Below are 23,414 nucleotides of genomic sequence, written 5' to 3' on the forward strand. Positions count from 1 at the left end.
GTCGCACACCGATGGCTACATTAATTGATGGAAAACGGGTTTGGGCTGAAAAGAATTTAGCCCAAATCTAATCTGACAACGGCACCCCAAAATCGGGTAACTGTCAGATCAGGTCTGAGCTATTACATCTTATTCAGGCCTTCTTGCTTTGTCTCTGCGGGCCCCTTCAGCGGCTTTTCGCTCTTGCTTTTACATCCACATCGCAGCACTGAAGCAGCCAAGCCACAGTACAAAAATAGCGCTTAGGGTGCGTTTGCCGGGCGAGCGAGCATGCCAGCACTGCTTGCCGATACAAACCAGCGGCAACAATACCAGTGGCCAATAGCGCGCCGGCAATGCCAGCATGGTGCCAAGCATTAACACGGCCGAGCAAACCAGCCATTGATGGGAGATAAGGGTTCGTTGTGACTTCATGGTGTACCTCGGTATTAACCCTACTCTGCGCGAAACGCGGCAGTGTCCACTTCAGCCGCGCTGGCATGCTGCGCTGGCATGGCGCTGCAGTTATGTCACGGCAGACTGCCGATTTCGTAAAGCTACGCAGAGATGGACAAACAGGCTGATATTTTGATATTGTTGAGAATTGTTCTCAACAAAATTTACACAGAGGGCGGGTTCGGTCGTGGCAAGTGTGATGGTTTTTTTATAGGAACGCTGCAACGGCGATAGCCACAGCAGACGAATCGATTTGCGCCCGTCGGCAAAGTTCGCTACATTTACTGTAAATTCATACAGTGATTCGCCATGATCCTCTACATTGCCGAAAAACCCAGCCTTGGCCGCGCCATCGCCGATGTGTTGCCCAAACCCCATAAAAAAGGGGACGGGTTTATTGAGCTTGGGAATGGTGATTGCGTGACCTGGTGCATAGGCCACCTATTGGAGCAGGCCGAGCCGGATGCCTATTCACCTGAATACAAACAGTGGCAACTGGAACATCTGCCCATTATCCCGACCGAGTGGCAACTTAGCCCGCGAAGCTCTGCCAAAAGTCAGCTCGCGGTGGTAAAGCGCCTGATAAAGCAGGCAAGCGCTTTGGTGCATGCTGGCGATCCTGATCGGGAAGGGCAGCTTCTGGTCGATGAGGTGTTATCTCACGCTAAGGTCAGTGCAGCAAAGCTTGCCACTACCCAGCGCCTGCTTATTTCCGATTTGAACCCTGATGCCGTGCGCCGTGCGCTTGGGCTGCTTCGAAGCAACAAAGAGTTTGTGCCGCTGGCCACCTCGGCGCTGGCACGAAGCCGCGCCGATTGGCTTTATGGCCTTAACATGACCCGGGCTTACACGCTGCAGGGGCGTAAGGTTGGCTACCAGGGCGTGCTGTCGGTCGGCCGGGTGCAAACGCCGCTGCTTGGTCTGGTGGTGCGGCGCGACGCCGACATCGAGGCGTTTGTTCCAAAAGATCATTTTGAGGTGCTGGCCCATATCATCACCGCCAAAGGCGAGCCTTTTTGTGCCAAGTGGCAGCCAAGCCAAGCCTGTCAGCCTTATATGGATGAAGAGGGCAGAGTGTTGTCGCGCCGCCTTGCAGAGACTGTGGTTAGCCGTATTACCGGTAAGGTCGCCACCGTCACCGATGTAAGTCATAAAGAGAAAAAACAGGCGCCGCCGCTGCCATATAGTCTGTCGGCGCTGCAAATCGATTGCGCCAGGCGTTTTGGCTTGAGTGCCAAGGAGGTGCTGGATACGGCACAGAGCCTGTACGAGCGCCATAAGCTTATCACTTATCCGCGCTCCGACAGCCGTCACCTGCCCAAAGAGCAGCTGGCGTTGGCAGGCGACGTGGTGGGCGCCGTGTTGGCGAATGCCCCGGAGTTGGTAGAGGGCTGTGATGCGCCCAATCTGGCGCTTGTGTCCAAGGCCTGGGATGACAGCAAAGTCGATGCTCATCACGCCATAGTGCCAACCGCCAAACGCGCCGCGCTTGGTGCCTTAAGCGTGAAGGAACGTCAGCTTTATCAGCACATTGCCAGACAATATCTGGCGCAGTTTTATCCCCATCGGCTGCTTGCTGACAGCGAGATAAACCTCTGCATCGAAGGCGGGGTATTTATTGCCAAATCGTCAGTCGAAAAGCGTGCTGGTTGGCGCGCTTTGTATCAGAAGACCAGTGCAGATGGCGGCGAGAACAACAGACAAGCCGCTGGCCAGCAAGGCAGAGGGGACGACGGCAGTGACGATACTGACGGGGTACAAAAAGCGCCTTTGCCTTCGCTTAAAAAAGGTGATGAGGCCGATTGCAGCCATGGTGAACTCATTGCGAGGCAAACCCAGCCGCCCAAACCTTTCAATGACGCGACCTTGCTTGCTGCCATGACAGGCATTGCCCGTTATGTAAGCTCGCCCGACATTAAAAAAATTCTTAAAGATACCGATGGCCTTGGCACCGAAGCGACCCGAGCCGGGATTATCGAACTGCTGTTCAAACGGGGCTTTTTATCGCGCCAGGGCAAAAATATCGTCTCAACCCCTGCGGGGCGGGGCTTGATTGCAAGCTTGCCCGAGGTTGCAACCACCGCCGATATGACGGCGCTCTGGGAGCGGCAATTGAATGATATTTGCCAAAAGCAGCTCTCTTACCAGGGCTTTATGCAGCCGCTTATCGCCGAGCTGCATGGCCTTATCCAAATGGCTGCCGCCACCTTGCCAATGGCGCTAAGTGGCATAGCCGCCGTGGTAAAAGGCGCAAAAGCGCCGGGCAAGACATTCAGGCGCGGCGCGAAAAGTACAGCGTACCGCAAAGGCCGTAAAACCGGCGCCGCCAAGCGAAATGGCTACAAAAATAGTGGGGCAAGTAGCGACGCAAATAACATGGCAAGCAGCGAAGGAAATAGTCAGGGAAATAGCCGCAGGAACGGCTATGGCGGCGGCAAGCCGGGCTCCACATCGACGCGAAGCCGCAAAACTATCGACGCGACGCCGTAAAACTATCGACGTGAAGCCGTAAAACTATCGACGCGAAGCCGTAAAAGAATCGCCGTTAAAGCAAGGCCTGCCGTGTCGCCATAGCTGCCGTTTGAGCTGCAGCACTTAATATTAGCTTCGGTGCTGTTATCGACTTCACTGCTTTAACTGTGACGCCGTTAACTACTGTGCTTACGGGTGGTGCTACTTACTTCGGTACTGATTGCATTTGGCATCGTAGATGAAACTGTGCAGTTTGGCATCCAGCGCCGGTTCATCCATGCCGAGGTCATAAAGCAGCGCGGCCTTGTCTTTGCAGTTCAGACGCAGTTTTTCGTTAACTATGCCAACTAAAACTTCGGCGCTCAGTGATTCAGGGTGACGAATTTCCATCTGCGGGTTCCTCATTGAGAATTGGCGTGATGAAACAATTGTTTGTGGCCTACAGGCTGCTGACATCTGACATCTGACATCTGACATCTGACATCTGACATCTGACATCTGACATCTGACATCTGGCGTCATGATTGTCAGAAGCCAAACTCAGTGCTTCACAGTCAGGGGAGCTAAATCAGTGTATCTCAAAGCCTTGTATCTTAAAGCCGTACTATCCAACGTTCCGGTATATAGAGTTCTGGTATAGAGAGTTCCGGTATAGAGAGTTCTGCAGCAAATTCGGAAGTTCCGAGCTTTGGTGGGCAGAGCCCACAAAACCAGAGCACTTGGATTCAGAGCACTGGCATTCAGGGAACTGGTCATTCACGCATCGGGCTGCAGACATCACTGTTAAGCTAAATAAACGAGGCCGCAGGCACCGGAATTAACAAAAAGCAGATTACTGATGCCAGCTTGAGTATCAGGCAAAAAAAAGAGTAAGCCAAAATTTGGCTTACTCTACAGGAAAGCGATAACCAAATTGGTTAACACAAACGCTCAATAGAGGAGGAACTGAGCTCAGTGTGCCAAGCCTGACTTAACCAAGGCTGAAATCACTCCGATTTTGTTTGTGTTACGCAGTTGTTGTCGAAATTGTCTGCGAAATTGGGCTTGTCGCTTGGGTGTTTGGCCTGACACCTGACGTTCACGCCCTAACTTTGGTGTTCATGCCATAACGTTATCGGTCTGGCGCTACCTTAGGCAGTCTCCGCGATTGAGGGCGATGAGTTTATCGAAAATTCGCTCGCCATCCATGCGAATGCCGTTGTGTTCGTACTCAGAGGTAACCCAGGTCTTAATCCCTCTTATCTTGGCGGCGGTTTCGAGGCTGTAGGCCATTTCAACAAACATATCCCCGGTATAAACGGCGGCGGCCACGGGCACCTGATTTTGTGACAGAGCAGCAGCGTCGTACAGCCTAGGCCAGTCGGACTTGGCCGCCAGCAGCTCTGCACAGGCCTTAAGTGGCTGAAGGTTTGAAAAGCAATCAAACATCCACGGGAAAATCATCTCACCGGTAAACAGAAGCTTTTCCGCTTCCGGTGCAAACTCAGGCAGGGTGCTTCTTACCCGTTCCGCGGCCCATTGTGATGCCTGCTGCTCGCAATAAATGGCCTCGTGCAGCACCGCAAAGAGTGGATTGGTATTGTAATCAAGCATCTGTGTAAAGCGCTCGATAAAAAGCGGATTGATTTTGCAGCCGGAGTGTGTGGTTTGCAGCGCCTGCTCGAGAAGGTAGTACACGGCTTCCGGTCCGTCTTCCATCCCGAGATGAATACCGAGTAGCTGCAACATTTCTACGCTAAGGCGAATGTTGCCCGGCAGCATCACCTCGTGGTCTTTAAGATAGTCGCGCAGCCTTGAAACCAGGGCTTCGGCATCAGTAAATCGCTGGTAGAATTCCTGGTTTTTTTGAACAACCCGCTTGAAGGTTGCCTGATATACCTCATCGGCGCTGCGGCCAAGCGGCGGGATCCCGCCGGTGATATAGGCTTCTTTGAGGCCCGCGGCGGCAACGCTCAGGTAATGGAGCACGCAAAAGCCGCCGAAGCTTTGTCCAAGGATAGTCCAGGGTTTATCGGCTGAGAGCTCGGCGCGGATAGCTTCGGCGTCGCGCACTATGTTATCGGCGCGAAAGTGACTCAGATACGCAGCTTGCTCAACAGGTGACAGGTGCGCGAGGCTTTGCCAGTTGATGGGGCTTGACAGGCCTGTGCCACGCTGGTCGAGCAGCAGCACCCGGTATTCTTCCAGCGCGCGTTTAATCCAGCCTGAGTGGCTTACCGGGCGCTGGGCCGCAAACCCGGGGCCCCCTTGAAAATACACCAGCCATGGCAGTTCGCGGCCTTGTTTGTCGCTGCGCTCAAGGGCGCGGGCAAACACCCGGATCCTTTCCCCATCTGCTTGGTGATAATCGAGCGGCAGATCAAACTCGAGCTTGGTAACCTGCATATGTGGCAATGAATAGTGAGTCGTCATACTCTGTTAGACCTGTGGAATTTTTGCCGATTGTATACAAAAGAAAAGAGTGCAAAAAGAGGCCGAGTGCGTAAAAGCATCATCAAGATCAATTTGCGCCGGATAAATCTGGCACACAATTGGGCTATCCCTTAATCTAGCGACAAAGCCAACACAGAGAATGCGATGATGAAATACCAGATCATTCCGGTGACGCCGTTTCAGCAAAATTGCACCTTGCTCTGGTGCGAAACCACACTCAAGGCGGCTGTGGTCGACCCGGGTGGAAACCTTGAGCGGATTTACGCTGCAATCGAACAGCTCGGGGTAACCCTCGATAAGATTCTGCTGACCCATGGCCATATTGACCACGTCGGCGCCGCGGCTAAACTCGCCGATGAAACCGGGGTTGCCATTGAAGGCCCACACTCGGACGACAGCTTCTGGCTGGAGAACCTGCCGCGTCAGAGCCAGAATTTCGGCTTTGCCCATTGCGATGCCTTTGAACCGGCCCGTTACCTTGAAGAAGGCGAAACCGTCAGTGTGGGTGACTGCAGCCTTGAGGTTATCCACTGCCCCGGACACACTCCCGGCCATATTGTGCTTTTTAATCGCGAAGCCAAGCTTGCCCTGGTCGGGGACGTGCTGTTTCGCGGCTCCATCGGCCGCACCGATTTTCCGGGCTCAAACCACAGCGCCCTTATCCATTCCATCACCCAAAAGCTCTGGCCACTTGGTAACGATGTTGCCTTTATCCCCGGCCACGGCACTATGTCGACCTTTGCAGAAGAGCGTGCCCACAATCCCTTTGTGGCCGATCAGCTGCTCGATTGAATGCATGAATTGACGGCGCCGCATCGCCCGTTGTCGGCGCCTTCATGCAATTGTTATCACTAACGGTCAGAAATTCGGCTCATTTCTTGTCATAGCTTCTACACTTAGGAAGGTGAATTGGTCTGCTTTCCGGGGAAGTTATGAACGCAAAAAAAATGATGAGCCTGGTGTTTGGTGCAATTGGGGTGACCGCCTTGGTCACAGGTGTGCTGACCTATATGGTGGGTGACAGGATTGATACCCTGAATAATGCCGCCAAAGTACGTTACCTTTCTTACCAGCTTGCCGATGAACTGCGGCAAAGCTCCGATGATTTGACCCGCCTTGCCCGGACCTATGCGCTCACCGGCGATGAAAAGTACGAGCGTATGTATCTGGACATTCTGGCTATCCGTAACGGTGAAAAGCCAAGACCTGAAAAATACCATCAAATTTATTGGGATCTGGTGCTTAATTACGGCGACAAGCCAAAGCCCGACGGCAAAATGCAGGCAATTAAAGCCATGATGCAGGAGCTTGGGTTTACCGCAGATGAATTCGCCTTTCTGGATGAGGCACAGCGTAACTCGGATGCGCTGGTTGACCTTGAAGTGGAGGCGATGAATGCCGTTAAGGGGCTTTTCCTTGACCCTTCGACCCAGAAATACACCAAGCAGGGTGACCCCGATCTTAAGCTTGCCCGTGAGCTGCTGCACAGCGATAAGTACCACGCCGAAAAGGCCAAAATCATGGCCCCCATCGATAAATTTTTTACCGAGCTTGATGAACGTACCGGCGTTGAATTTGATACCCGGCTGAGTGAGCTTCACTCGGCGCTGACGTGGTCGCAACTGGCGTTGCTGCTGGTGCTGGCTGTGGCAGCGCTCGGCTTCTGGTCGGTGAAAAGCAATATCGTTAACCCGCTGAGCCGAACTAGCCGCGAGCTGAATGACATTCAGCGGGCCAAGGATTTAAGCCAGCGGATCACGGTAGCGGCTGAAGGCGAAATCGGCGATATCGCAAGGCAAATCAATAGCTTTATTTCTGCGCTTGCCGATTCACTCAAGAGTACCGATCAAATCGCCCGCGAGGTTGTTGAGCTGACCCGCCAAACCCGTCAGGCGGTGAATGCTTCACGGGAAAACTCCGACTCGGTGGCCAAAGAGCTCGATACCAGCGCCAGTGCTATGGAGGAGATGACCGCCACCTTAAGCCATGTCAGTGAAAATACGCAGGATGCAGAGAGCCGCGCCGCCGAAAACGAAAATCACGTCACTCAGGGGCAGGATACAGTGCATAACGCCATGCGCGCCATGGGCGTGCTGGAGCAGGAGTTTGGCAACACCCAGGGCGCCATGCAGCATCTGGTTAATGAAAGCTCTCAGGTCAGCAATGTGCTCAGTGTTATCAAGGCCATTGCCGAGCAAACTAACCTGCTGGCGCTCAACGCTGCCATCGAAGCTGCCCGCGCGGGTGAGCAGGGACGGGGATTTGCGGTGGTCGCCGATGAGGTTCGCTCACTTGCCCAGCGCACCCAAGAGTCCACCAAGGAAATTGACGATATAGTTGCGAGCCTGCAAAGCCGCACCAGTCAGGTCAATAACTCGGTGACCCAGGCCGCCGGCATGATGCAAAAAGCCGGCGATGAACTTAAGCATATTGTTGAAGTGTTTGAGGATATTCGCTCAAGTACCGCGGCCATTCACGGCGTTAACACTCAGGTTGCGACCTCCACCGAAGAGCAGTCGCTGGTGTCCCGTGACATTGCCAACAGCCTGATGGTCATTCGCGACTCCTCCATGATGGTAAAAAGCATTATCGACAGCCTGGAGCAAACCTGTACCCAACTCGACTCCAAAGCAAGCAAGATGAGTGAGCAGGCCGCCGAGTTTCGCTTTTAATGCCCCGTGTCAGGCGGTGAAAATCGCCTGACTATTTGGCCTTTGTCAGTGTTTTGTAATCCCGTTTCAATTATTGTTACCCAATTACATTAAAAGACGGGGTTTATTATGGTTGAACGACTGCCAGTGGCGTTGTCGGCAGGGTTATTGGCCGGTGTTTGGGTGTGGGGCTCAGACAGTTTTGCGCTTAGTACCTGGGCCGGGTTTCTGGGTTGCAGCGCGTATTCCGCACTTGGGGAGCATTCCATCAAGGGGGTATTGGCAACCTGGGCGGCGACCCTGTCCGGGGTGTTCTGGGCATGGGTGGTATTTTTTGGCACAGACTTGCTCGGCGGCGCTGGCAGCGCGGTTCTGACCGGTCTTGTCACTGCCGCCATGTGCCTGCAGGCCGCGCAGCGTTTGCTGGCGTTTATTCCGGCCGCCTTTATTGGCTGCTGTGTGGTGTTTGCCCTCAATGGCGATGTCGCATCCGCCTGGTTGCCACTGATGCTGGGGGCTGTGATGGGGTTTGGCATGAGCCGGCTTGGCGACCTGTTCGCCCGGATGCTGCCGTTCACCTCGGCCGAAGAGTCGAAGTAACTTCAACGTCGGACACCGTTCAATACCGCTGGCGCGGGCGGCTTGTTACACACGCGCACGACCGTGATGGAGATAGGCGTAATGAAGCAAATAACGTTCAGAAAAATAGATGCTTTTTTGATTAAGTTCAGCCTCAATGGCAAGTTCTGGCTGGTGTGCTCCATGGTGGCCGCCATCACGTCCGCCGTTGCTATTGGTAACTACCGTTTGCAGCTTGCAACCCTTGAAGCGGCCAGTGCCGCGCGGGTGGAAGCAAGGGCGCAGGCCCTCGCTGAGGTCGCGAATAACGGCACCTTTGGCAGCGACTCACTGGGTGAGTTTGCCGCGCGCCATGGTCTGTCGCCGACTGGCAGTGCGGGGCGAGAGGGCGACAGAGTCACAGCCGCTGCCAATATCGGCGGCACCAACTGGTATCTCAGTGCCAATGTGGCGGCAGATGAAGCCAGTACCCGCGCCGATGCAAGAATGATGTTGTGGTGGGCTGCTATCGGCTTGTTACCGCTTTTTCAGCTAAGTTACTGGATTTCCACCTCCCTTGGCGGCGGCCTGTGGGACATGTATATGGCCATCAAGCGGCTGGCTGATGGCGACCTTACCCAGCGGCTTAATTTTTTCGGCACCGATGATTTCAGTCTGATTGCCCGCGAAATCGATCGCTGCGCCGATAATATGAGCGACATGGTCAGCGCTATTCGAAGCAACGCCGACACCTTAAAAAAGGCCTCCGGCGTGTTTTCATCTCAGGCGCAAAGCAGTGATGATTTGGCCCGTAAGCAGCACCAGTTTCTGGATTCCGTATCAGTTGCCATGTCGCAAATGACCTCGGCTATCGAAGAGGTGTCGGCCAACGCATCGTCCACGTCCAGTCAAACCCGGCAAAACGCCGGCGCAGTGCAGGACAGTCAGAAACGAATAAGCGCCACCGTTGCCGGCATCGCGGATCTGTCCGCCAAAATTGGTGATGCCTCCGGCTCGGTGGAATCTCTGTCCCGAGAGGCTACGGAGATCAGCGCTGTCGTGACTGTGATTAACAGCATTTCGGAGCAAACTAACCTGCTTGCGCTCAATGCCGCCATTGAAGCGGCCCGCGCCGGTGAGCAGGGGCGTGGGTTTGCGGTGGTGGCCGATGAGGTTCGCACTCTTGCCGGACGAACCCAGCAGGCGACAGTGGAAATTCAGACCATGATCGAAAGCCTGCAAACCGGCACCCGGGCACTTTCCGGGATAACAGGTGAGATAGTCAGCCGCGCCGAGCAAGGGCAGAGCGCCGTCTCCCAGGTTGGGCAGGACGTGGCGCAGATGGCCAATTCCATCAATGAAGTTTTTGATATGGCAAGCCATATTGCGGCGTCGGCCGAAGAGCAAAGCGTTGCGTGTCGCGAAATTGCAGCGCAGCTCGGTGAAATTCGCAATCAGTCCGGCACCATCAGCGACAATGCCCACAATGCGCTGGAGTTGTCCGGCGAGCTTGCTCGGGCATCGGACGCACTTGGCAATATCCTTGGCCAGTACCGCACCTGACCTGACTTTTACTGTACCTGACTGCTAACCCATGTGGCTTCAGCATCACTGATGCATGGTTTATAAGCAGATGAATGCAAATAGAAAAGCGCCTTAAAGGCGCTTTTTTGCTGCAATCGAAGCGGTTTTCAATGTGCCGGCTTGTCTTTTAACATGGACTGCCAGTTCAGAAGGCCAGTCAGATAACAGTGCCTTTCAGATAACAAAAGCCTGTCAGGCAGACCGCTTAGGCAAACTCGCTCCATACCGGGGCGTGATCTGATGGCTTTTCCATGGCGCGGATGTCGTAATCGACCCCGGCAGCTTTGAGGCGCTCGGTCAGGGATTTGGTGGTCAGGATCACATCGATACGCAGGCCGCGGTTATCGTCAAAGCCTTTGCTGCGGTAATCAAACCAGGAATAGGTGCCTTCTTTTTCAGGGTGCAGCACCCGGAAACTGTCATCAAAGCCCCAGCCTTTCAGGGTTTTAAGCCATTCGCGCTCTTCCGGCAGGAAACTGCATTTACCGGTTTTAAGCCAGCGTTTGGCGTTATCCGGCCCGATGCCGATATCGAGATCCTGCGGCGAAATATTGATGTCGCCCATGACGATGATGTCGTCATCCTTGCTGTAGGACTCGGTCAGCAGACGCTGCAAATCGGCATAAAATTTACGCTTGGCGGGAAACTTGGTTTCATGGTCACGGCTCTCGCCCTGGGGAAAGTAGCCGTTCATCACGGTCAGCAATCTGCCGTTTGGCTGGCGGAACTTACCAATAATCATCCGCCGCTGGGCATCTTCATCATCCCAGGGGTAGCCTTTTTCAACCGCTTCCGGTGCCTGTTTACACAGCAGCGCCACGCCGTAGTGCGCCTTGCCGCCGTGGTAAAACACCTTGTAGCCCATGGCTTCAACATCGGCGAGCGGAAATGCCTCGTCATGCACCTTGGTTTCCTGCAGGCCGATGATATCCGGCTGCTGGGTGTCAATCAGCGCCTGCAGTTGGTGCAGGCGAGAGCGCAGGCCATTGATGTTAAACGATATGACCTTCATTAAGGCAGCACTCGCTTAAAGGGTTTTACGATGACTTTTTCATAGACGCCGGCCTTGATGTAGGGGTCTGCATCAGCCCAGGCTTTTGCCTGTTCCAGCGATTCGAACTCGGCGACCACCAGTGAGCCTGTAAAACCTGCTTCGCCCGGATTGTCGCTGTCGATGGCTGGATGTGGTCCGGCGAGCATCAAACGGCCTTCATCACTCAGGGCCTGCAAACGGGCCAGGTGATCCGGACGGGCGGCAAGGCGTTTTTCCAGGCTGTTCGGTACGTCCTGGGCGGAAATCATATACCACATGGTCAGAGGTCCTTCTTTTGGTCTTCGGGAAGATGTTTATAAAGATAAAGCACGGTCAGCACTGTGTTTATCAGGGTGGCAGCGGTGAGGCCAAACACCTTGAAATTCACCCAGGTTTCCTGGGACAGGCTGAAGGCGATGTAAATATTGATAAGGCCGCAGGCGACAAAAAAGGCCACCCAGTACCAGGTCAGATGTGCCCAAATCCGGTCGTCAACCTGCATTTCTTTGCCAAGCATCGCCTTAAGGATGGGTTTGTTCAGCAGCTGTCCGGCAATCAGTGCTACCGCAAACAGGGCATACACTATGGTGACTTTCCATTTGATAAAGGCATCGTCATGGAAAAACAGGGTTGCGCCGCCAAACACCGCCACCAGACCAAAGGTGATCAGGTGCATTTTTTCGACCTTGCGGTAAAGGGCATAGGTCAGCGCGAGCTGGATCATGGTCGCGACAATCAAAGCGCCGGTGGCGGCATAAATATCAACAAATTTGTAAACGGCGAAGAAGACCAGCAGGGGAAGAAAATCAAGCAGTTGTTTCATGGCGTCATTATCGTTGGTGAATTAAACCGGCGAGCAGGCTCGCGTAAACCTTGTAGGTTTGCGAGTGTAGCACGGGTGGCGGGCGCTGGGTATGGCGATTGGCCGCTGGTGATGCATCGAACTTGGGCATATAATAGCCGCCCGCCCGCGAGGGGTTACAGGCTGTTCGGAAGGTTGTTTTGCTTAAGTGGTTGAAAGGTATAGCTCTCTTTAAGATCGCATTGCTGCTTATTCTGGCGTTGTCGATTTGGTCTACCCGCATTCCGGATATGCCTTACCATCAGGTCAGCGCTGAATTAAGCCAGTCTGACTTCCATGTGATTGAATTCAATGATGACGGCGAGATGCATCTGCCGGGGCAATACGACGCGCTCAAGGCGCGCCTTGCACGCACTCCGGGCGCTGAGCTGCTTATCTTTATCCATGGCTGGCACCACAATGCCGCCCCCACCGATGACAATTTCGTTGCCTTCAAACGCTTTCATCAGCAAATGGCCAAGGATAAACCCGGTCTGGTCGGGCTCTATATCGGCTGGCGGGGCGATCAGTATGACCCTTTCTGGCTTGATGGCTCGGACGACCCGGACAGTCAGGTCGAAGCACTGGATTTTCCAACTATTCTCACCAGCAAGCTGGTGGCGCGGCGGGTGGGCGAAAATGGCGTCAGAAACCTGCTGGGTGCATTGGATGGACTGCATCAGCAGGGCATACTCGGACGTTACGTCCTGGTAGGCCACAGCCTTGGCGGCATGATTGCACTGCACGGCCGAAAGCAGGCGGTGCTGGATAACCTGGCGAGCGGTCGCGGCGAAAGCCACCTCACCGTACTTTTGAATCCCGCCGCCTCGGCCAAAGAGTACCAGCCTCTCGATAAGTGGTTGAGCCCTGAAGGTTTTGGCCCATCAATTCTCGTTCTTCAATCGAAAACCGATTTTGCGGTGCGCGAGGCGTTCAATTGGATAAAGGATGGCGAGCGCGCGGTTGGCAACTCCTGGGCCATTACCCACGATGTGGACCCGTGCCCGGGGCGCGACTGCAGCAAAGCGGTGCGGATCCCGCAGTCTTTGCAGGAGCATGACGCCAAACCCGGCTGTATGCGGGTACTCGAAGGGGCTGGCTGGAAAATTCGCGCAAGGCTGCACGCCCGTAAAACGGTACAAAGCTGCGATGATGCCAACCGTCAGGCGGTGTGGGTCTTGGCGGTGGCAGATGGGGTGATTGCAGGGCATAACGGAATTCTGACTGACGATCAGGCGCTGGCGCTGAGCGCCTGGATGAACGCAAAACCTGCTTCAGCAAGTCAGCCAGAAGGAAGTTATGCCGGTGCTGAGTCTGATGTTGTTGAGCCAATCGGTGTTGAAGCTGCTGCCGCTGAAGCTGAGGGGGCTGAGACTGAGACCGAGAGTGATGCAGAGCAAGCCAATGACGCTCAGCGCGGAAACGCTCAGACCGACACGCTGGCTGAGCTCCAGCCTGCGATTATGGTGGCTCCTGCCGTGCAGCAAGCTGATGAAAAAGCGACAACAGCAGAAACAGCAGTAACCGAAGCCGAAAAGGTCCCGGAGCCGGAAGCTGTGCTGAAGGGTACAGACATGTTGCCGCTCACAGCGCCTGCAGCACCCGCAGCAAAAAACAACGCCTCAGCATCGTCTGAGGCGCATTCTGAAGCCGACGCTCAGACTAAAGCGCAAACCGCTGAGCCTGTGCCGCCCTCGAACTCACACTAAACGCCTTCATTAAAAGTTTGGCCTCTTATTAAAAGCTTGGCTTTCTATTTGGCATTTCGTTTACGACTTAGCTTTTCGGCAACCACTCCAGCGCCTTCACCGGCTGTGCGGTAACCCCGAAGCTTTTGATGGCGCACAGGGTGGCGTTTTCGTGGGCTATGATGTCTTTTGCCGCAAGATGGCTTTTGTCAGCAGTGGTGTGAGCATCGTCAATCAGCTCAACAGGATAGCCAAGGGCAAGCGCGCGGCGCACCGTGGTATCGACACAAAACTCACTGGCGTAACCGCAAATCGCCAGGCTCTCTACATCGAGCTCATCCAACAGTGCCTTAAGTCCAGTCCCTAAAAAGCTGTCAGGGGTGGTTTTGGCCACCACGTAATCGTTTTCATCCTGCACCAGGCGGCTTACCAGCTCCCAGCCTTTGGTATCGCGCGCTATCGGCGTACCTGGCTGTTCATGCTGAATAAAGATTACCGGACAGGCATTTTCGCGGGCGCTGTGGCTCAGTGCGTTGATGCGCTGAATAATGCCATCGGCGTCAAAGGGGGGCTTATCACCTTCAAAAAGCAGGGTTTGTACATCAATTACCAGCAATGCCTTGGCCATAGGCCACTCCTTAGCTGCTGTTTCGGCACTGCCTTTTGAGTCGCCGCGCCGAATGTCTCTGGTAGGGTTAAGTTTTATTGAAGGACTGGCTCCGAGTCAACCCGCTGGCATCATACACTGTGGTTTTCCGCCCTTTGTCTAAGGCAAAGCGAAGTCTCAGGCAAAGCGAAACGCAAAATGCTGAAGCAAATGAAATGCAGAGGCAAAGGAACCGCCGAAACAAAAGAACCGCTGAAGCAAAGGAAACTAAGAAGCTAACGACAGGGCAAATAAAAAAGCGGGCCAAGCCCGCTTTTATCGGTAATTGGCGCTGTTGGATAAACGCAGCGCCAGCATGTGAATTACTCGGTTTTTAATCTGAACGCTTAGGTTGCGGCCTTCATCGCGGCGGCGAAGGCTTTAAGCTCGGCGCAAAGCGCGGGAATATCATCCTTCATGGCTTCGATGCGCTTAACCACGGCTGAGCCGGAGATGGCACCTGCGGCGCCTGCGGCAATGGCTTCACGTACCTGCGATGGCTCGGCAATACCAAAACCCAGCAGCGGCGGCGGCGCGTTGAATTCCTTTAGCGCACTCAGGATTGAGTCCAGCGGCAGGCCCGCGCGGTTATCGGCTCCGGTCACGCCAGCGCGGGACAAAAGATAGGTATAACCTTCACCCATGCTTGCCACTTGCTTCAGGCTGTCGCGGTCTGCGTTGGGCGGCGCGATAAAAATCGGCGCGATCTCCTCAGCCTTGGCAGCGGCCACAAAGGGCGCTGACTCTTCAACAGGTACATCGGCAATCAACACTGAGTCGACACCAGCCGACTTGGCGCGCCGGTAAAAGGCTTCGATACCATTGGCATACACCAGATTGGCATACAGCAAAAGGCCAATTGGCAGCTCCGGATAGCGGGCGCGGATATGGGTAATCATCCGAAAGCAATCATCCGGGGTGGTGCCGGCTTCCAATGCGCGGATATTGGCACCCTGAATCACCGGACCGTCGGCGAGGGGATCTGAGAAGGGGAAACCCAGCTCCAGACAATCGGCGCCGCCCTCGACCAGGGCATCGATAATGGCAAGGCTTGCTTCAATGCCGGGGTCGCCCAGGGTCACGAAGGGCACAAAGGCGCCGCGCTTTTCGGCAGTGAGGCGTGCAAAGGCGTTTGAATATCGGTTCATGGCAGTACTCCTTATGCGATGGCCTTGCCGTTTAAAATGTCGGAAACGGTGAAGATGTCTTTATCGCCGCGGCCTGAAAGATTCACCACGATGATTTGCTCATCGGTGGCCTCTTTGGCGAGCCGCAGGGCGTAGGCCAGCGCATGGGCAGATTCCAGCGCCGGAATAATACCTTCACTGCGGGCAAGCAGCTGGAAGGCATCCAGCGCCTCATCGTCGGTGGCCGACTCATAAGTGGCGCGGCCAATCGCATTGAGGTACGCATGCTGCGGGCCAACCGATGGGAAATCCAGACCCGCAGAAATCGAGTAAGACTCTTCAATCTGGCCGTGTTTGTCCTGCATTAAAGGTGCCTTCATACCGAAGAAGATACCGGTCTTGCCGTGCTTGAGCGGCGCGCCGTGCATATGGGTATCAATGCCTTTACCGGCAGGCTCTACCCCAATCAGCTTCACCGATGGCTCGTCGATAAAGTCGGCAAACATGCCAATGGCATTGGAGCCGCCGCCGACACAGGCAATCACCGCATCCGGCAGACGGCCTTCTTTTTCGAGCATCTGCGCCTTGGTCTCGGCGCCAATCATGCGCTGGAACTCACGCACAATCGTTGGGAAGGGGTGCGGCCCTGCTGCTGTACCAAGCAGATAGTGCGCTTTTTCGTAGCTGCCGGACCAGTCTCGCATGGCTTCGTTACAGGCATCCTTGAGGGTGGCAGAGCCTGAGGTAACCGGAATGACTTCGGCGCCCATCAAACGCATACGGAATACGTTGGGGCTTTGGCGGGCTACGTCTTTGGCACCCATGTAGACTTTGCACTTAAGCCCGAGGAGGGCACAGGCGAGTGCGGTGGCCACGCCGTGCTGACCGGCGCCGGTCTCGGCGATGATTTCTTTCTTGCCCATGCGTTTGGCCAGCAGAGCCTGACCCAGCACCTGGTTGGTTTTGTGGGCGCCGCCGTGGAGCAAATCTTCACGCTTTAAGTAAATCTTTACCTTAGGATTGGGCGAGAGGTTACGGGTTAAGGTCAATGCCGTTGGGCGACCCGCATAGTTTTTCAAAAGGTCATGGTATTCTTTTAAAAACTCAGGGTCTTGCTGGGCCTCAACAAAGGCGGTTTCCAGCTGTTTAAGTGCCGGGATCAGGATTTGTGGCACATACATGCCGCCGTATTCGCCGAAGTAGGGGTCGAGTTTAAGCTCGCTCATCTTGTTCTCCAAAGTGTCAATCTTAACAATTCTGTTCTGGCCCCGACGTGTCGGGGCGGCAATGGGGCTGACTGGGCGGTCAGTAGCGTCTGAGCGCGGCAAAGGCCCTGGCTATCAGCTCGGCGGACTTAACGCCCGGGGCGGTTTCAAGCCCTGAGTTAAAATCAAGCCCTAAAAAGCCCTGTGTGGCGGCGGCTTCTGCATTGTCGGCGTCCAGGCCGCCTGCGAGCATGGCGCGCTCTTTACCGGCAAGTTTAAGGTGCCAGTTAAAGCGGCTGCCGGTTCCGCCAAAACCCTCGGCATTTTTGCTGTCGTACACCAAACGGTCGGCATTGGCGGGAATTTCGTCTGCCACATCGTTTTGTACCGCAATGGCTTTCCATACCGCGACGCCGTCCGCAAGTTTGGCTTTAAGCGCATCGATAAAGGTTTCATCTTCGCTGCCGTGCAGCTGCACTGCAGCAAGCTTAAGGTCGCTTGCGAGGGCGGCTATGCGTTCGATAGGCTCATCCACAAACACCCCAACCAGCGCCAGTGGCTGCGGGGCAACTTGATTGGCAAGGCTTAAGGCGCGGGCGGTATCGTCGCTGACACACCGCGGCGACTTGGGCGCAAAAATGAGCCCGCCATACACAGCACCGGCTTTGGCGGCGGCTTCAATGTCTTCGATGCGGGTAAGACCACACACCTTGTTTTCACCGAAAATAAGCCTGCGACAGGCCAAATCCAAATCCTTTTCGGCCATCAGTGAACTGCCCACCAAAAAGCCCTGCACCATGGGCGCGAGGCGCTTAACCTGCGCATGGGTGTAGATCCCGGACTCGCTCACCACCAGGGTATCGGCCGGAATGTGCGGCGCCAGCTCTTCGGTGGTGGCAAGGTCGGTGCTCAAATCCCGCAGATTGCGGTTATTGATGCCGATGATTGGCGCTTTAAGGGCGATGGCGCGCTTAAGCTCTTCTTCGTTGCTCACTTCGGTGAGGGTATCGAGCTGGTACTTGGCGGCCTCGGCGGCGAGGGCACGGTAATCGTCATCGTCAAGCACACTCAGCATCAGCAAAATCGCATCAGCGCCCTGATGGGCGGCAAGCTTCACCTGATAGGGCGCGATAAAGAAGTCTTTGCACAGCACCGGCTGGCTGATTGCTGCGCGCACTTGGGGGATATAGTCCATATCGCCCTGAAAGAATTGCTCGTCGGTCAGCACAGATACCGCGGCGGCGTAGCGGCTGTACACAGACGCGATGGCCACAGGGTTGAAGTCGGCGCGGATAAGCCCTTTGGAGGGGCTTGCCTTTTTACACTCCAGAATAAAACCGGCCTCGGGCGCCGCGAGGGCCTGATACAGGCTGCGGTCTGAGACTTTGGGCATAAGGCTTGCCTCGGGAAAGCGCAGTTTGAGCGCTTCGATATGGGCATATTTGGTGTCGATAATCCGGGTTAACACGTTGCTCATCTATCTTAAATCCTTATGCCTTGTCCTGCTGGCTCATGGCCGCAAGGCCAACAAGCTTCTCATATGCCTTGCCGGAGGCGAGTGTGTCAATGGCAAGTTTGAATCCGGCCTGCGGCGTATCGGCAAGACCTGCCACATAAAGTGCGCAGCCTGCGTTCAGTGCCACGGCGTCACGGTGGGCGCTTTTGCCGTCGCCTTTCAATATGGCGCTGGTGATCGCGGCGTTTTCTTTGGGGTCGCCGCCCTCGAGCGCTGAAACCTCGATGCGCGCAAGGCCAAAGTCCTCGGGGCTTAAGCGGTAGTCGTTAAGCGTGCCGTTATTAAGTTCGCACACCAGGGTGTCGCCGTGCAGCGCCACTTCATCAAGCCCTGAGCCATGAACCACCATGGCGCGTCTCACCCCAAGGGCAGAGAGCGCCTCGGCAATGGGGCGCACCAGCGATTCACTGTAAACGCCAAGCAGCATGGCATCGGGGCGGCTTGGGTTGATAAGCGGCCCCAGCACATTGAACAGGGTACGGGTTTTGAGTGCCTGACGCACAGGCACGGCGTATTTTACGCCGCCGTGGTAATGGGGGGCGAACAGGAAGCAAATTCCCAGTTCTTTTAAGCAATTGGCGGCGGTTTGCGGTGCCATGGTGAGCTTGATGCCAAGCTCACCGAGCAAATCGGATGAACCGGATTTACTCGATACGCTGCGGTTACCATGTTTGGCCACATTGGCGCCGGCCGCTGCGGCGACAAAGGTGGCGGTAGTGGAAATATTGATGGTGTTAAAGCCATCGCCGCCGGTACCGACGATATCGAGCACCGGGCCTTCAAGGGCTGGGCGCGGGAAGTGATTTGCGGCATCACGCAGCGCATCGGCGGCGCCGCAGATCTCGTCTATGGTTTCGCCCCGTACTTTGAGCGCAATCAGCAGCGCGGCGATGGTGATTTCATCAAGCTCACCTTTTACCAGCGCCGAAAATACGCTGGCGGCTTCATCGCGGCCAAGCTTTTCGCCCAAATAAGCCTTATCCAGCAGCGCTTTAATCGATTCATTCATCGAGCGGCCTCCGTTTTGAGGGTGCAGCCGGTGAGGTACTCAAGGCTTTGCACCAAAAGCGTGCTGCCAAGGGTGGTCAGGATTGACTCCGGGTGAAACTGGAAGCCGAGCGCCTTGTGCTCTTCATGCAAAATCGCCATCGGCATGGATTCAGTGGTGGCGATGACCTTCAAACAGTCGGGTACTTTCGTTGCGACCAGACTGTGGTAGCGGGCAACGGGCAAGGGTGATGGCAGGCCTGCAAAAATGCCGCTGCCGTCGTGCTCGGTGGGGCTTGCCTTGCCGTGTACCACGCTTGGGGCACGCTCAACTTTGCCGCCGTAATGTTCAACCAGCGCCTGATGGCCTAGGCAAATGCCGAGGATGGGCAGTTTACCGGCGGTGAGGTTAATCAGTGCCATCATGCAGCCTGCTTCGTGTGGCGCGCCCGGCCCCGGGGAGAGCACCAGCGCGCACTTCTCTTCAGCAAACATCTTGTCGGCCAGCAGCTTGGGATCCACGTCATTACGGTAGATAAGCACTTCAAAGCCCTGGGAGCGGAACTGATCCACCAGGTTGTAGGTGAAGGAGTCGAAGTTATCCAAAAGATAGAGTTTCACAGGCCACCTCCCATTTTGATGGCAGAGATCACTGCCTGTGCTTTTTGTCTGGTTTCATCGGCTTCGGCCTGGGGATCTGAGTCGTACACCACACCGGCGCCTGCCTGAATGTGGGCGACGCCATCTTTCACAAAGGCCGAGCGGATAACGATACAGGTGTCCATATCGCCGGTGCCGGACAGGTAGCCCACGGCGCCGCCGTAGCTGCCGCGGCGAATGTGCTCGGTTTCACGGATAAGCTGTGAGGCGCGCACCTTGGGCGCACCAGTTAAGGTGCCCATGTTCATGCAGGCCTGATAGGCGTGCAGGGCATCGAGATCGCTGCGAAGCTGACCGGTGACGCGGCTGACCAGATGCATCACATGGCTGTAGCGGTCGACTTTCAAAAGCTCGGCCACTTTACGGGTGCCGCTTTGGCTGATGCGGGCGATGTCGTTACGGGCAAGGTCGACCAGCATCAGGTGCTCAGACAGCTCTTTCTTATCGAGCCTCAGTTCCAGCTCAATACGGCCATCGAGGTCGTGATCTATGTTGCCATTTGCATCTTTACCGCGCTTGCGGGTACCGGCGATGGGGTAAATCTCGACCTGATTGCTGCTGGCATCGTACTTAAGTGCACTTTCAGGCGAGGCGCCAAACAGGGTGAAATCGCCGCTCCTGAAATAGAACATGTAGGGGCTGGGGTTGGTTTTGCGAAGGGCGCGGTAGGCACCTAACGAATTCGGGCAAGGCAGGCTGAAGCTTCTTGATGGCACCACCTGAAAGATATCACCGGCGATGATGTGCTCTTTAAGGGCCACCACCGATGCTTTGAAGTCTTCATCACTGACGCTGGCTTTGGCATCAAGGGATACGCCTTTAAGCGGCTTGGGTGCACTTGGGCGTTTGGCGATGGCTTCGATTACCGCAGCGCGGCGCTTAAGCTCTGCCTGCATACCGCCACTGGCTTTATTCGCTGATCCACTTGCGTTTTGCTCAGAGCCGTTGGCGCTTTGCTCTGTGCCGTTAGCAGCCAGGGCATGGAACTCACTCAATACCAGCTCGGCGGTTTTAGCCTTGTGGTCAACCAAAATCAGGGTGTCGGCAAGGTAGAAGAGGTAATCGGGGCAGCTGTTGGCGCCTTCGCGGGCCTTTGGCAGCGGCTCGACAGTATCAATCAAATCGTACGCCAGTACGCCGCCCAAAAATAAGTCATCAAAGCCCGGGGCGCTGCCCACATCGATATGGCGGATAAGCGCCCGCAGGCCATCGAGTGGAGAGGTGGACTTAAGTCGCGCATCTTCATCCAGAAGGCCGGTTTCGCGCGGAAGCACCACCTCAAGCTTGCTGCTGTCTGGGGGATTACCGTCTTCATCCGCTTCTTGCACATCCACCTTAAAATACGCAGCGATAGCGGGTAGCAGCGCATGGCCGTTGCCATCGAGCGCTGAAAACTCAAGCGTGTAACCCTTGGCTGCAATTCGCAGCGCTGCGTGGGTCATGATGATGCTTTTCAGGTTTTCCTTACTGTCGATTTCTGCCGATTCGAGCAGCAAAGTATGCGGCGCATCCTGGCATACGCCCTGATAAAGCGCCAATGGGTCATCGTGATAGGGCAGAGGCTGCTTTATCAGCGTTCCTCTGGCGATGGCATCAAGAGCTGGTTGAGTCATCCGAATGTCCTTTTGGTGTAATCGTTGCCGCTAAGTCCCCGGGCCAGATGCAAAAAGGCCCGCATTGTGCGGGCCTTTTTGTTGAATCTTGTCTCAGTCAAACGAGCACGAAGCTTCACACCACCCGCGAAGTCGGGAAGTGCCACCACCAGATGATGATTGAAGCATGGCGTGTTTGCATGTGAATTTCTTATCGTTGAGCTGACTTATGGGCTATAGAAAACCGCAGCGACGAGCTAATGTCAATTGAATATTTATCATAATTTATGCGGCTTTGGTCTGAAGTGATCCTGCATGAGCTTTTACCGCATCCAGGACGGCGATGCGGCGCGATGGACTCCGGCAAAAGTTTTCGGCGCTTTTGGTAATAGTTTCAAGTACAATAACCTAATGAACGATGAAAATTTTCTGGTGGATTTGCACTGTCACTCCACCGCCTCTGACGGGCATCTGAGCCCGGCTGATTTGGTCCGGCGCGCCATAGATTGCGGCGTCGATATGCTTGCCATTACCGATCATGACACGGTCGATGGTCTCGATGAGGCGCACCTTGCCAATAGTGCGGCCGCATCGCCACTGAGCCTTATCGATGGCGCGGAAATATCCACCCGCTGGCACAGCTTCGATATCCATATTGTCGGCTTGAATCTTGACCGTAAGCATGTGCCGCTGCTTGAGTTTCTTGCCAATCAGCGTGCGCTGCGCGACACCCGCGCCCGTGAAATCGGCGAGCGCCTCGCCAAGGCCGGTATTGAAGGCACCTACGAGCGGGCCCGTGAGCTTGCCGGCACGGCGGCGGTGAGTCGCGGCCACTATGCGCGGGTTTTGGTGGAACGCGGCGTTGCCAAAGACATGGCATCGGTGTTCAAGCGTTATCTTGCACGCAATAAAACCGGCTATGTGCCCAATAATTGGGGCGATATGGCCAGTGCCATTGAGATTATTCATGCAGCCGGCGGCGTGGCGGTGCTTGCGCATCCAAGCGGCTATAAGCTCTCAGCCAAGTGGCTTAAAAAACTGGTGCGGGAGTTTAAAGAAGCGGGCGGCGATGCCATGGAAGTGGTGCTTGGCCAGCAAACGCTGGAAGACCGCGCCAATCTGGTGGCGCTGTCCCATCAGAATGGCCTTGCCGGTTGCCTTGGCAGCGATTTTCATTTTCCCGGCAGTTTTATTGAACTTGGCAAAAATTTATATCGGCCGCCCGGTATCACCTGGGTGTGGCAAACTGAGTCGTGGGGGACACGAGTGTGAGTCAGTTCTTTTATGTGCATGAGGTTAATCCTCAAAAACGCCTGATAGATCAGGCGGTCAATATCCTTAAATCCGGTGGCGTGATTGTGTATCCCACCGATTCCGGCTATGCCCTTGGCTGTCTGATTGGCGATAAAAATGCCATGGAGCGTATCGTGCGCATTCGCCAGATGGAGCAGGACCATCACTTCTCGCTGATGTGCCGCGATCTGTCGGAAATCGCCACCTATGCGCGGGTCGAGAATCAGGCGTTCAGGCTGGTTAAGCACTGCACGCCCGGGCCTTATACCTTTATTTTCAAGGCCACCAAGGAAGTGCCGCGCCGCTTGCAGAACGATAAAAAGAAAACCATCGGCATACGCGTGCCGGACAACGTGATAGCGCTCGCGCTGCTCGAAGCCCTCGGTGAGCCTTTGATGTCGACCAGTCTGGTGATGCCGGGCGCCGAGTTTGCCGAGTCAGATCCTGAGGCCATCCGCGATGCGCTTGAGCATCAGGTGGACGCCATTTTGCACGGCGGCTACCTTGCCGAGAGTCCGACCACTGTGGTGGATATGTCGGAAGACAGCATTGAAGTGGTGCGTGAGGGCGCGGGCGATATCAGTCCGTTTGTCTGATAAGTGCTTTTTGTGCTGTCGATTGGTTAAGTGCTTGCCTTTCAAGGGCGACCGAATTCGGGTATAATCGCGCGCTTTCGAGTTTGTGACGGGTTGT

At 55.3% G+C, this 23,414-nt stretch carries 21 protein-coding genes; 8 read left to right on the forward strand and 13 right to left on the reverse strand.

The window, feature by feature from the left end; all coding sequences use genetic code 11:
- Positions 1-189 precede the first annotated feature (189 nt).
- The gene (locus KJI95_RS18295; RefSeq protein ID WP_214508649.1) at positions 190-414 is read right to left on the reverse strand and encodes a hypothetical protein; all 225 of its coding nucleotides are present in this window, start codon (positions 412-414) and stop codon (positions 190-192) included.
- 330 nt (positions 415-744) lie between these two features.
- Here KJI95_RS18295 and KJI95_RS18300 point away from each other — a divergent pair, with 330 nt between their 5' ends.
- Positions 745-2,925, forward strand: a complete 2,181-nt coding sequence (locus tag KJI95_RS18300; protein ID WP_214508650.1) for a DNA topoisomerase III — start codon at positions 745-747, stop codon at positions 2,923-2,925.
- Positions 2,926-3,108: 183 nt separating this feature from the next.
- On the opposite strand, the gene KJI95_RS18305 is transcribed toward KJI95_RS18300, so the two are convergent.
- The gene (locus KJI95_RS18305; RefSeq protein WP_214508651.1) at positions 3,109-3,297 is read right to left on the reverse strand and encodes a DUF4250 family protein; all 189 of its coding nucleotides are present in this window, start codon (positions 3,295-3,297) and stop codon (positions 3,109-3,111) included.
- A 735-nt stretch (positions 3,298-4,032) separates the two neighbouring features.
- Positions 4,033-5,319, reverse strand: a complete 1,287-nt coding sequence (locus KJI95_RS18310) for an alpha/beta fold hydrolase (RefSeq protein ID WP_214508652.1) — start codon at positions 5,317-5,319, stop codon at positions 4,033-4,035.
- Positions 5,320-5,487: 168 nt separating this feature from the next.
- On the opposite strand from KJI95_RS18310, the gene KJI95_RS18315 reads away from it, so the two are divergent.
- The 4 genes from KJI95_RS18315 to KJI95_RS18330 all read left to right on the forward strand — a co-directional run bounded on the left by KJI95_RS18315 (position 5,488) and on the right by KJI95_RS18330 (position 10,112).
- Positions 5,488-6,132 (forward strand): MBL fold metallo-hydrolase, encoded by a 645-nt coding sequence (locus KJI95_RS18315; protein ID WP_214508693.1) that lies wholly within the window; start codon positions 5,488-5,490, stop codon positions 6,130-6,132.
- A gap of 140 nt (positions 6,133-6,272) precedes the next feature.
- Positions 6,273-8,012, forward strand: coding sequence for a methyl-accepting chemotaxis protein (locus KJI95_RS18320; protein ID WP_214508653.1), 1,740 nt, complete (start codon positions 6,273-6,275; stop codon positions 8,010-8,012).
- Between the two features lie 108 nt (positions 8,013-8,120).
- Positions 8,121-8,591 (forward strand): DUF1097 domain-containing protein, encoded by a 471-nt coding sequence (locus KJI95_RS18325; protein WP_214508654.1) that lies wholly within the window; start codon positions 8,121-8,123, stop codon positions 8,589-8,591.
- 81 nt (positions 8,592-8,672) lie between these two features.
- Complete coding sequence (locus KJI95_RS18330; protein WP_214508655.1) at positions 8,673-10,112, forward strand: methyl-accepting chemotaxis protein; 1,440 nt, start codon at positions 8,673-8,675, stop codon at positions 10,110-10,112.
- Positions 10,113-10,338: 226 nt separating this feature from the next.
- Here KJI95_RS18330 and xthA read toward each other — a convergent pair whose 3' ends face one another.
- Genes xthA through KJI95_RS18345 form a run of 3 tightly spaced genes read right to left on the reverse strand, consistent with a single transcriptional unit; the run spans position 10,339 to position 11,989 of the window.
- Entirely contained in the window at positions 10,339-11,145 is an 807-nt protein-coding gene (xthA, locus tag KJI95_RS18335; protein WP_214508656.1) for an exodeoxyribonuclease III, read from the reverse strand.
- Positions 11,145-11,444, reverse strand: a complete 300-nt coding sequence (locus KJI95_RS18340; RefSeq protein WP_214508657.1) for a YciI family protein — start codon at positions 11,442-11,444, stop codon at positions 11,145-11,147. The genes xthA and KJI95_RS18340 overlap by 1 nt, the downstream gene beginning before the upstream one ends.
- A gap of 2 nt (positions 11,445-11,446) precedes the next feature.
- The gene (locus KJI95_RS18345; RefSeq protein WP_214508658.1) at positions 11,447-11,989 is read right to left on the reverse strand and encodes a septation protein A; all 543 of its coding nucleotides are present in this window, start codon (positions 11,987-11,989) and stop codon (positions 11,447-11,449) included.
- 179 nt (positions 11,990-12,168) lie between these two features.
- Here KJI95_RS18345 and KJI95_RS18350 point away from each other — a divergent pair, with 179 nt between their 5' ends.
- Complete coding sequence (locus KJI95_RS18350) at positions 12,169-13,716, forward strand: hydrolase (protein WP_214508659.1); 1,548 nt, start codon at positions 12,169-12,171, stop codon at positions 13,714-13,716.
- Positions 13,717-13,783: 67 nt separating this feature from the next.
- On the opposite strand, the gene KJI95_RS18355 is transcribed toward KJI95_RS18350, so the two are convergent.
- From KJI95_RS18355 to KJI95_RS18385, 7 genes are all read right to left on the reverse strand, one after another.
- On the reverse strand, positions 13,784-14,323 hold the full coding sequence (locus tag KJI95_RS18355; RefSeq protein WP_214508660.1) for a cysteine hydrolase family protein: 540 nt from the start codon (positions 14,321-14,323) through the stop codon (positions 13,784-13,786).
- Positions 14,324-14,688: 365 nt separating this feature from the next.
- Positions 14,689-15,489, reverse strand: a complete 801-nt coding sequence (trpA, locus tag KJI95_RS18360) for a tryptophan synthase subunit alpha (protein WP_214508661.1) — start codon at positions 15,487-15,489, stop codon at positions 14,689-14,691.
- An 11-nt stretch (positions 15,490-15,500) separates the two neighbouring features.
- Positions 15,501-16,694, reverse strand: a complete 1,194-nt coding sequence (gene trpB / locus KJI95_RS18365) for a tryptophan synthase subunit beta (RefSeq protein WP_214508662.1) — start codon at positions 16,692-16,694, stop codon at positions 15,501-15,503.
- Between the two features lie 79 nt (positions 16,695-16,773).
- The gene (gene trpCF / locus KJI95_RS18370; protein WP_214508663.1) at positions 16,774-18,150 is read right to left on the reverse strand and encodes a bifunctional indole-3-glycerol-phosphate synthase TrpC/phosphoribosylanthranilate isomerase TrpF; all 1,377 of its coding nucleotides are present in this window, start codon (positions 18,148-18,150) and stop codon (positions 16,774-16,776) included.
- 13 nt (positions 18,151-18,163) lie between these two features.
- Positions 18,164-19,198: an anthranilate phosphoribosyltransferase gene (trpD, locus tag KJI95_RS18375; protein ID WP_214508664.1), complete on the reverse strand. Its 1,035-nt coding sequence runs from the start codon at positions 19,196-19,198 to the stop codon at positions 18,164-18,166.
- Positions 19,195-19,797, reverse strand: coding sequence for an aminodeoxychorismate/anthranilate synthase component II (locus KJI95_RS18380; RefSeq protein ID WP_214508665.1), 603 nt, complete (start codon positions 19,795-19,797; stop codon positions 19,195-19,197). The genes trpD and KJI95_RS18380 overlap by 4 nt, the downstream gene beginning before the upstream one ends.
- The gene (locus tag KJI95_RS18385) at positions 19,794-21,449 is read right to left on the reverse strand and encodes an anthranilate synthase component 1 (RefSeq protein ID WP_214508666.1); all 1,656 of its coding nucleotides are present in this window, start codon (positions 21,447-21,449) and stop codon (positions 19,794-19,796) included. Before KJI95_RS18385 ends, KJI95_RS18380 begins: the two co-directional genes overlap by 4 nt.
- A gap of 390 nt (positions 21,450-21,839) precedes the next feature.
- Between KJI95_RS18385 and rnm the strand changes: the two genes are divergently transcribed.
- The gene (rnm, locus tag KJI95_RS18390) at positions 21,840-22,700 is read left to right on the forward strand and encodes an RNase RNM (protein ID WP_214508667.1); all 861 of its coding nucleotides are present in this window, start codon (positions 21,840-21,842) and stop codon (positions 22,698-22,700) included.
- Positions 22,697-23,317 carry an L-threonylcarbamoyladenylate synthase gene (locus KJI95_RS18395; protein WP_214508668.1) on the forward strand — a complete coding sequence of 207 codons (621 nt, stop codon included), beginning with the start codon at positions 22,697-22,699 and terminating at the stop codon, positions 23,315-23,317. The genes rnm and KJI95_RS18395 overlap by 4 nt, the downstream gene beginning before the upstream one ends.
- Positions 23,318-23,414 lie beyond the last annotated feature (97 nt).

Origin of the sequence: Shewanella jiangmenensis (genome assembly GCF_018596335.1) — a bacterium.
Lineage (GTDB): Bacteria > Pseudomonadota > Gammaproteobacteria > Enterobacterales > Shewanellaceae > Shewanella > Shewanella jiangmenensis.

What these genes read in the sequence shown, in the direction of transcription:
- KJI95_RS18295 (WP_214508649.1), bottom strand. Translation starts at nt 414, where the DNA reads ATGAAGTCACAACGAACCCTTATCTCCCATCAATGGCTGGTTTGCTCG.
- KJI95_RS18300 (WP_214508650.1), top strand. Translation starts at nt 745, where the DNA reads ATGATCCTCTACATTGCCGAAAAACCCAGCCTTGGCCGCGCCATCGCC.
- KJI95_RS18305 (WP_214508651.1), bottom strand. Translation starts at nt 3,297, where the DNA reads ATGGAAATTCGTCACCCTGAATCACTGAGCGCCGAAGTTTTAGTTGGC.
- KJI95_RS18310 (WP_214508652.1), bottom strand. Translation starts at nt 5,319, where the DNA reads ATGACGACTCACTATTCATTGCCACATATGCAGGTTACCAAGCTCGAG.
- KJI95_RS18315 (WP_214508693.1), top strand. Translation starts at nt 5,488, where the DNA reads ATGAAATACCAGATCATTCCGGTGACGCCGTTTCAGCAAAATTGCACC.
- KJI95_RS18320 (WP_214508653.1), top strand. Translation starts at nt 6,273, where the DNA reads ATGAACGCAAAAAAAATGATGAGCCTGGTGTTTGGTGCAATTGGGGTG.
- KJI95_RS18325 (WP_214508654.1), top strand. Translation starts at nt 8,121, where the DNA reads ATGGTTGAACGACTGCCAGTGGCGTTGTCGGCAGGGTTATTGGCCGGT.
- KJI95_RS18330 (WP_214508655.1), top strand. Translation starts at nt 8,673, where the DNA reads ATGAAGCAAATAACGTTCAGAAAAATAGATGCTTTTTTGATTAAGTTC.
- xthA (WP_214508656.1), bottom strand. Translation starts at nt 11,145, where the DNA reads ATGAAGGTCATATCGTTTAACATCAATGGCCTGCGCTCTCGCCTGCAC.
- KJI95_RS18340 (WP_214508657.1), bottom strand. Translation starts at nt 11,444, where the DNA reads ATGTGGTATATGATTTCCGCCCAGGACGTACCGAACAGCCTGGAAAAA.
- KJI95_RS18345 (WP_214508658.1), bottom strand. Translation starts at nt 11,989, where the DNA reads ATGAAACAACTGCTTGATTTTCTTCCCCTGCTGGTCTTCTTCGCCGTT.
- KJI95_RS18355 (WP_214508660.1), bottom strand. Translation starts at nt 14,323, where the DNA reads ATGGCCAAGGCATTGCTGGTAATTGATGTACAAACCCTGCTTTTTGAA.
- trpA (WP_214508661.1), bottom strand. Translation starts at nt 15,489, where the DNA reads ATGAACCGATATTCAAACGCCTTTGCACGCCTCACTGCCGAAAAGCGC.
- trpB (WP_214508662.1), bottom strand. Translation starts at nt 16,694, where the DNA reads ATGAGCGAGCTTAAACTCGACCCCTACTTCGGCGAATACGGCGGCATG.
- trpCF (WP_214508663.1), bottom strand. Translation starts at nt 18,150, where the DNA reads ATGAGCAACGTGTTAACCCGGATTATCGACACCAAATATGCCCATATC.
- trpD (WP_214508664.1), bottom strand. Translation starts at nt 19,198, where the DNA reads ATGAATGAATCGATTAAAGCGCTGCTGGATAAGGCTTATTTGGGCGAA.
- KJI95_RS18385 (WP_214508666.1), bottom strand. Translation starts at nt 21,449, where the DNA reads ATGACTCAACCAGCTCTTGATGCCATCGCCAGAGGAACGCTGATAAAG.
- rnm (WP_214508667.1), top strand. Translation starts at nt 21,840, where the DNA reads ATGAACGATGAAAATTTTCTGGTGGATTTGCACTGTCACTCCACCGCC.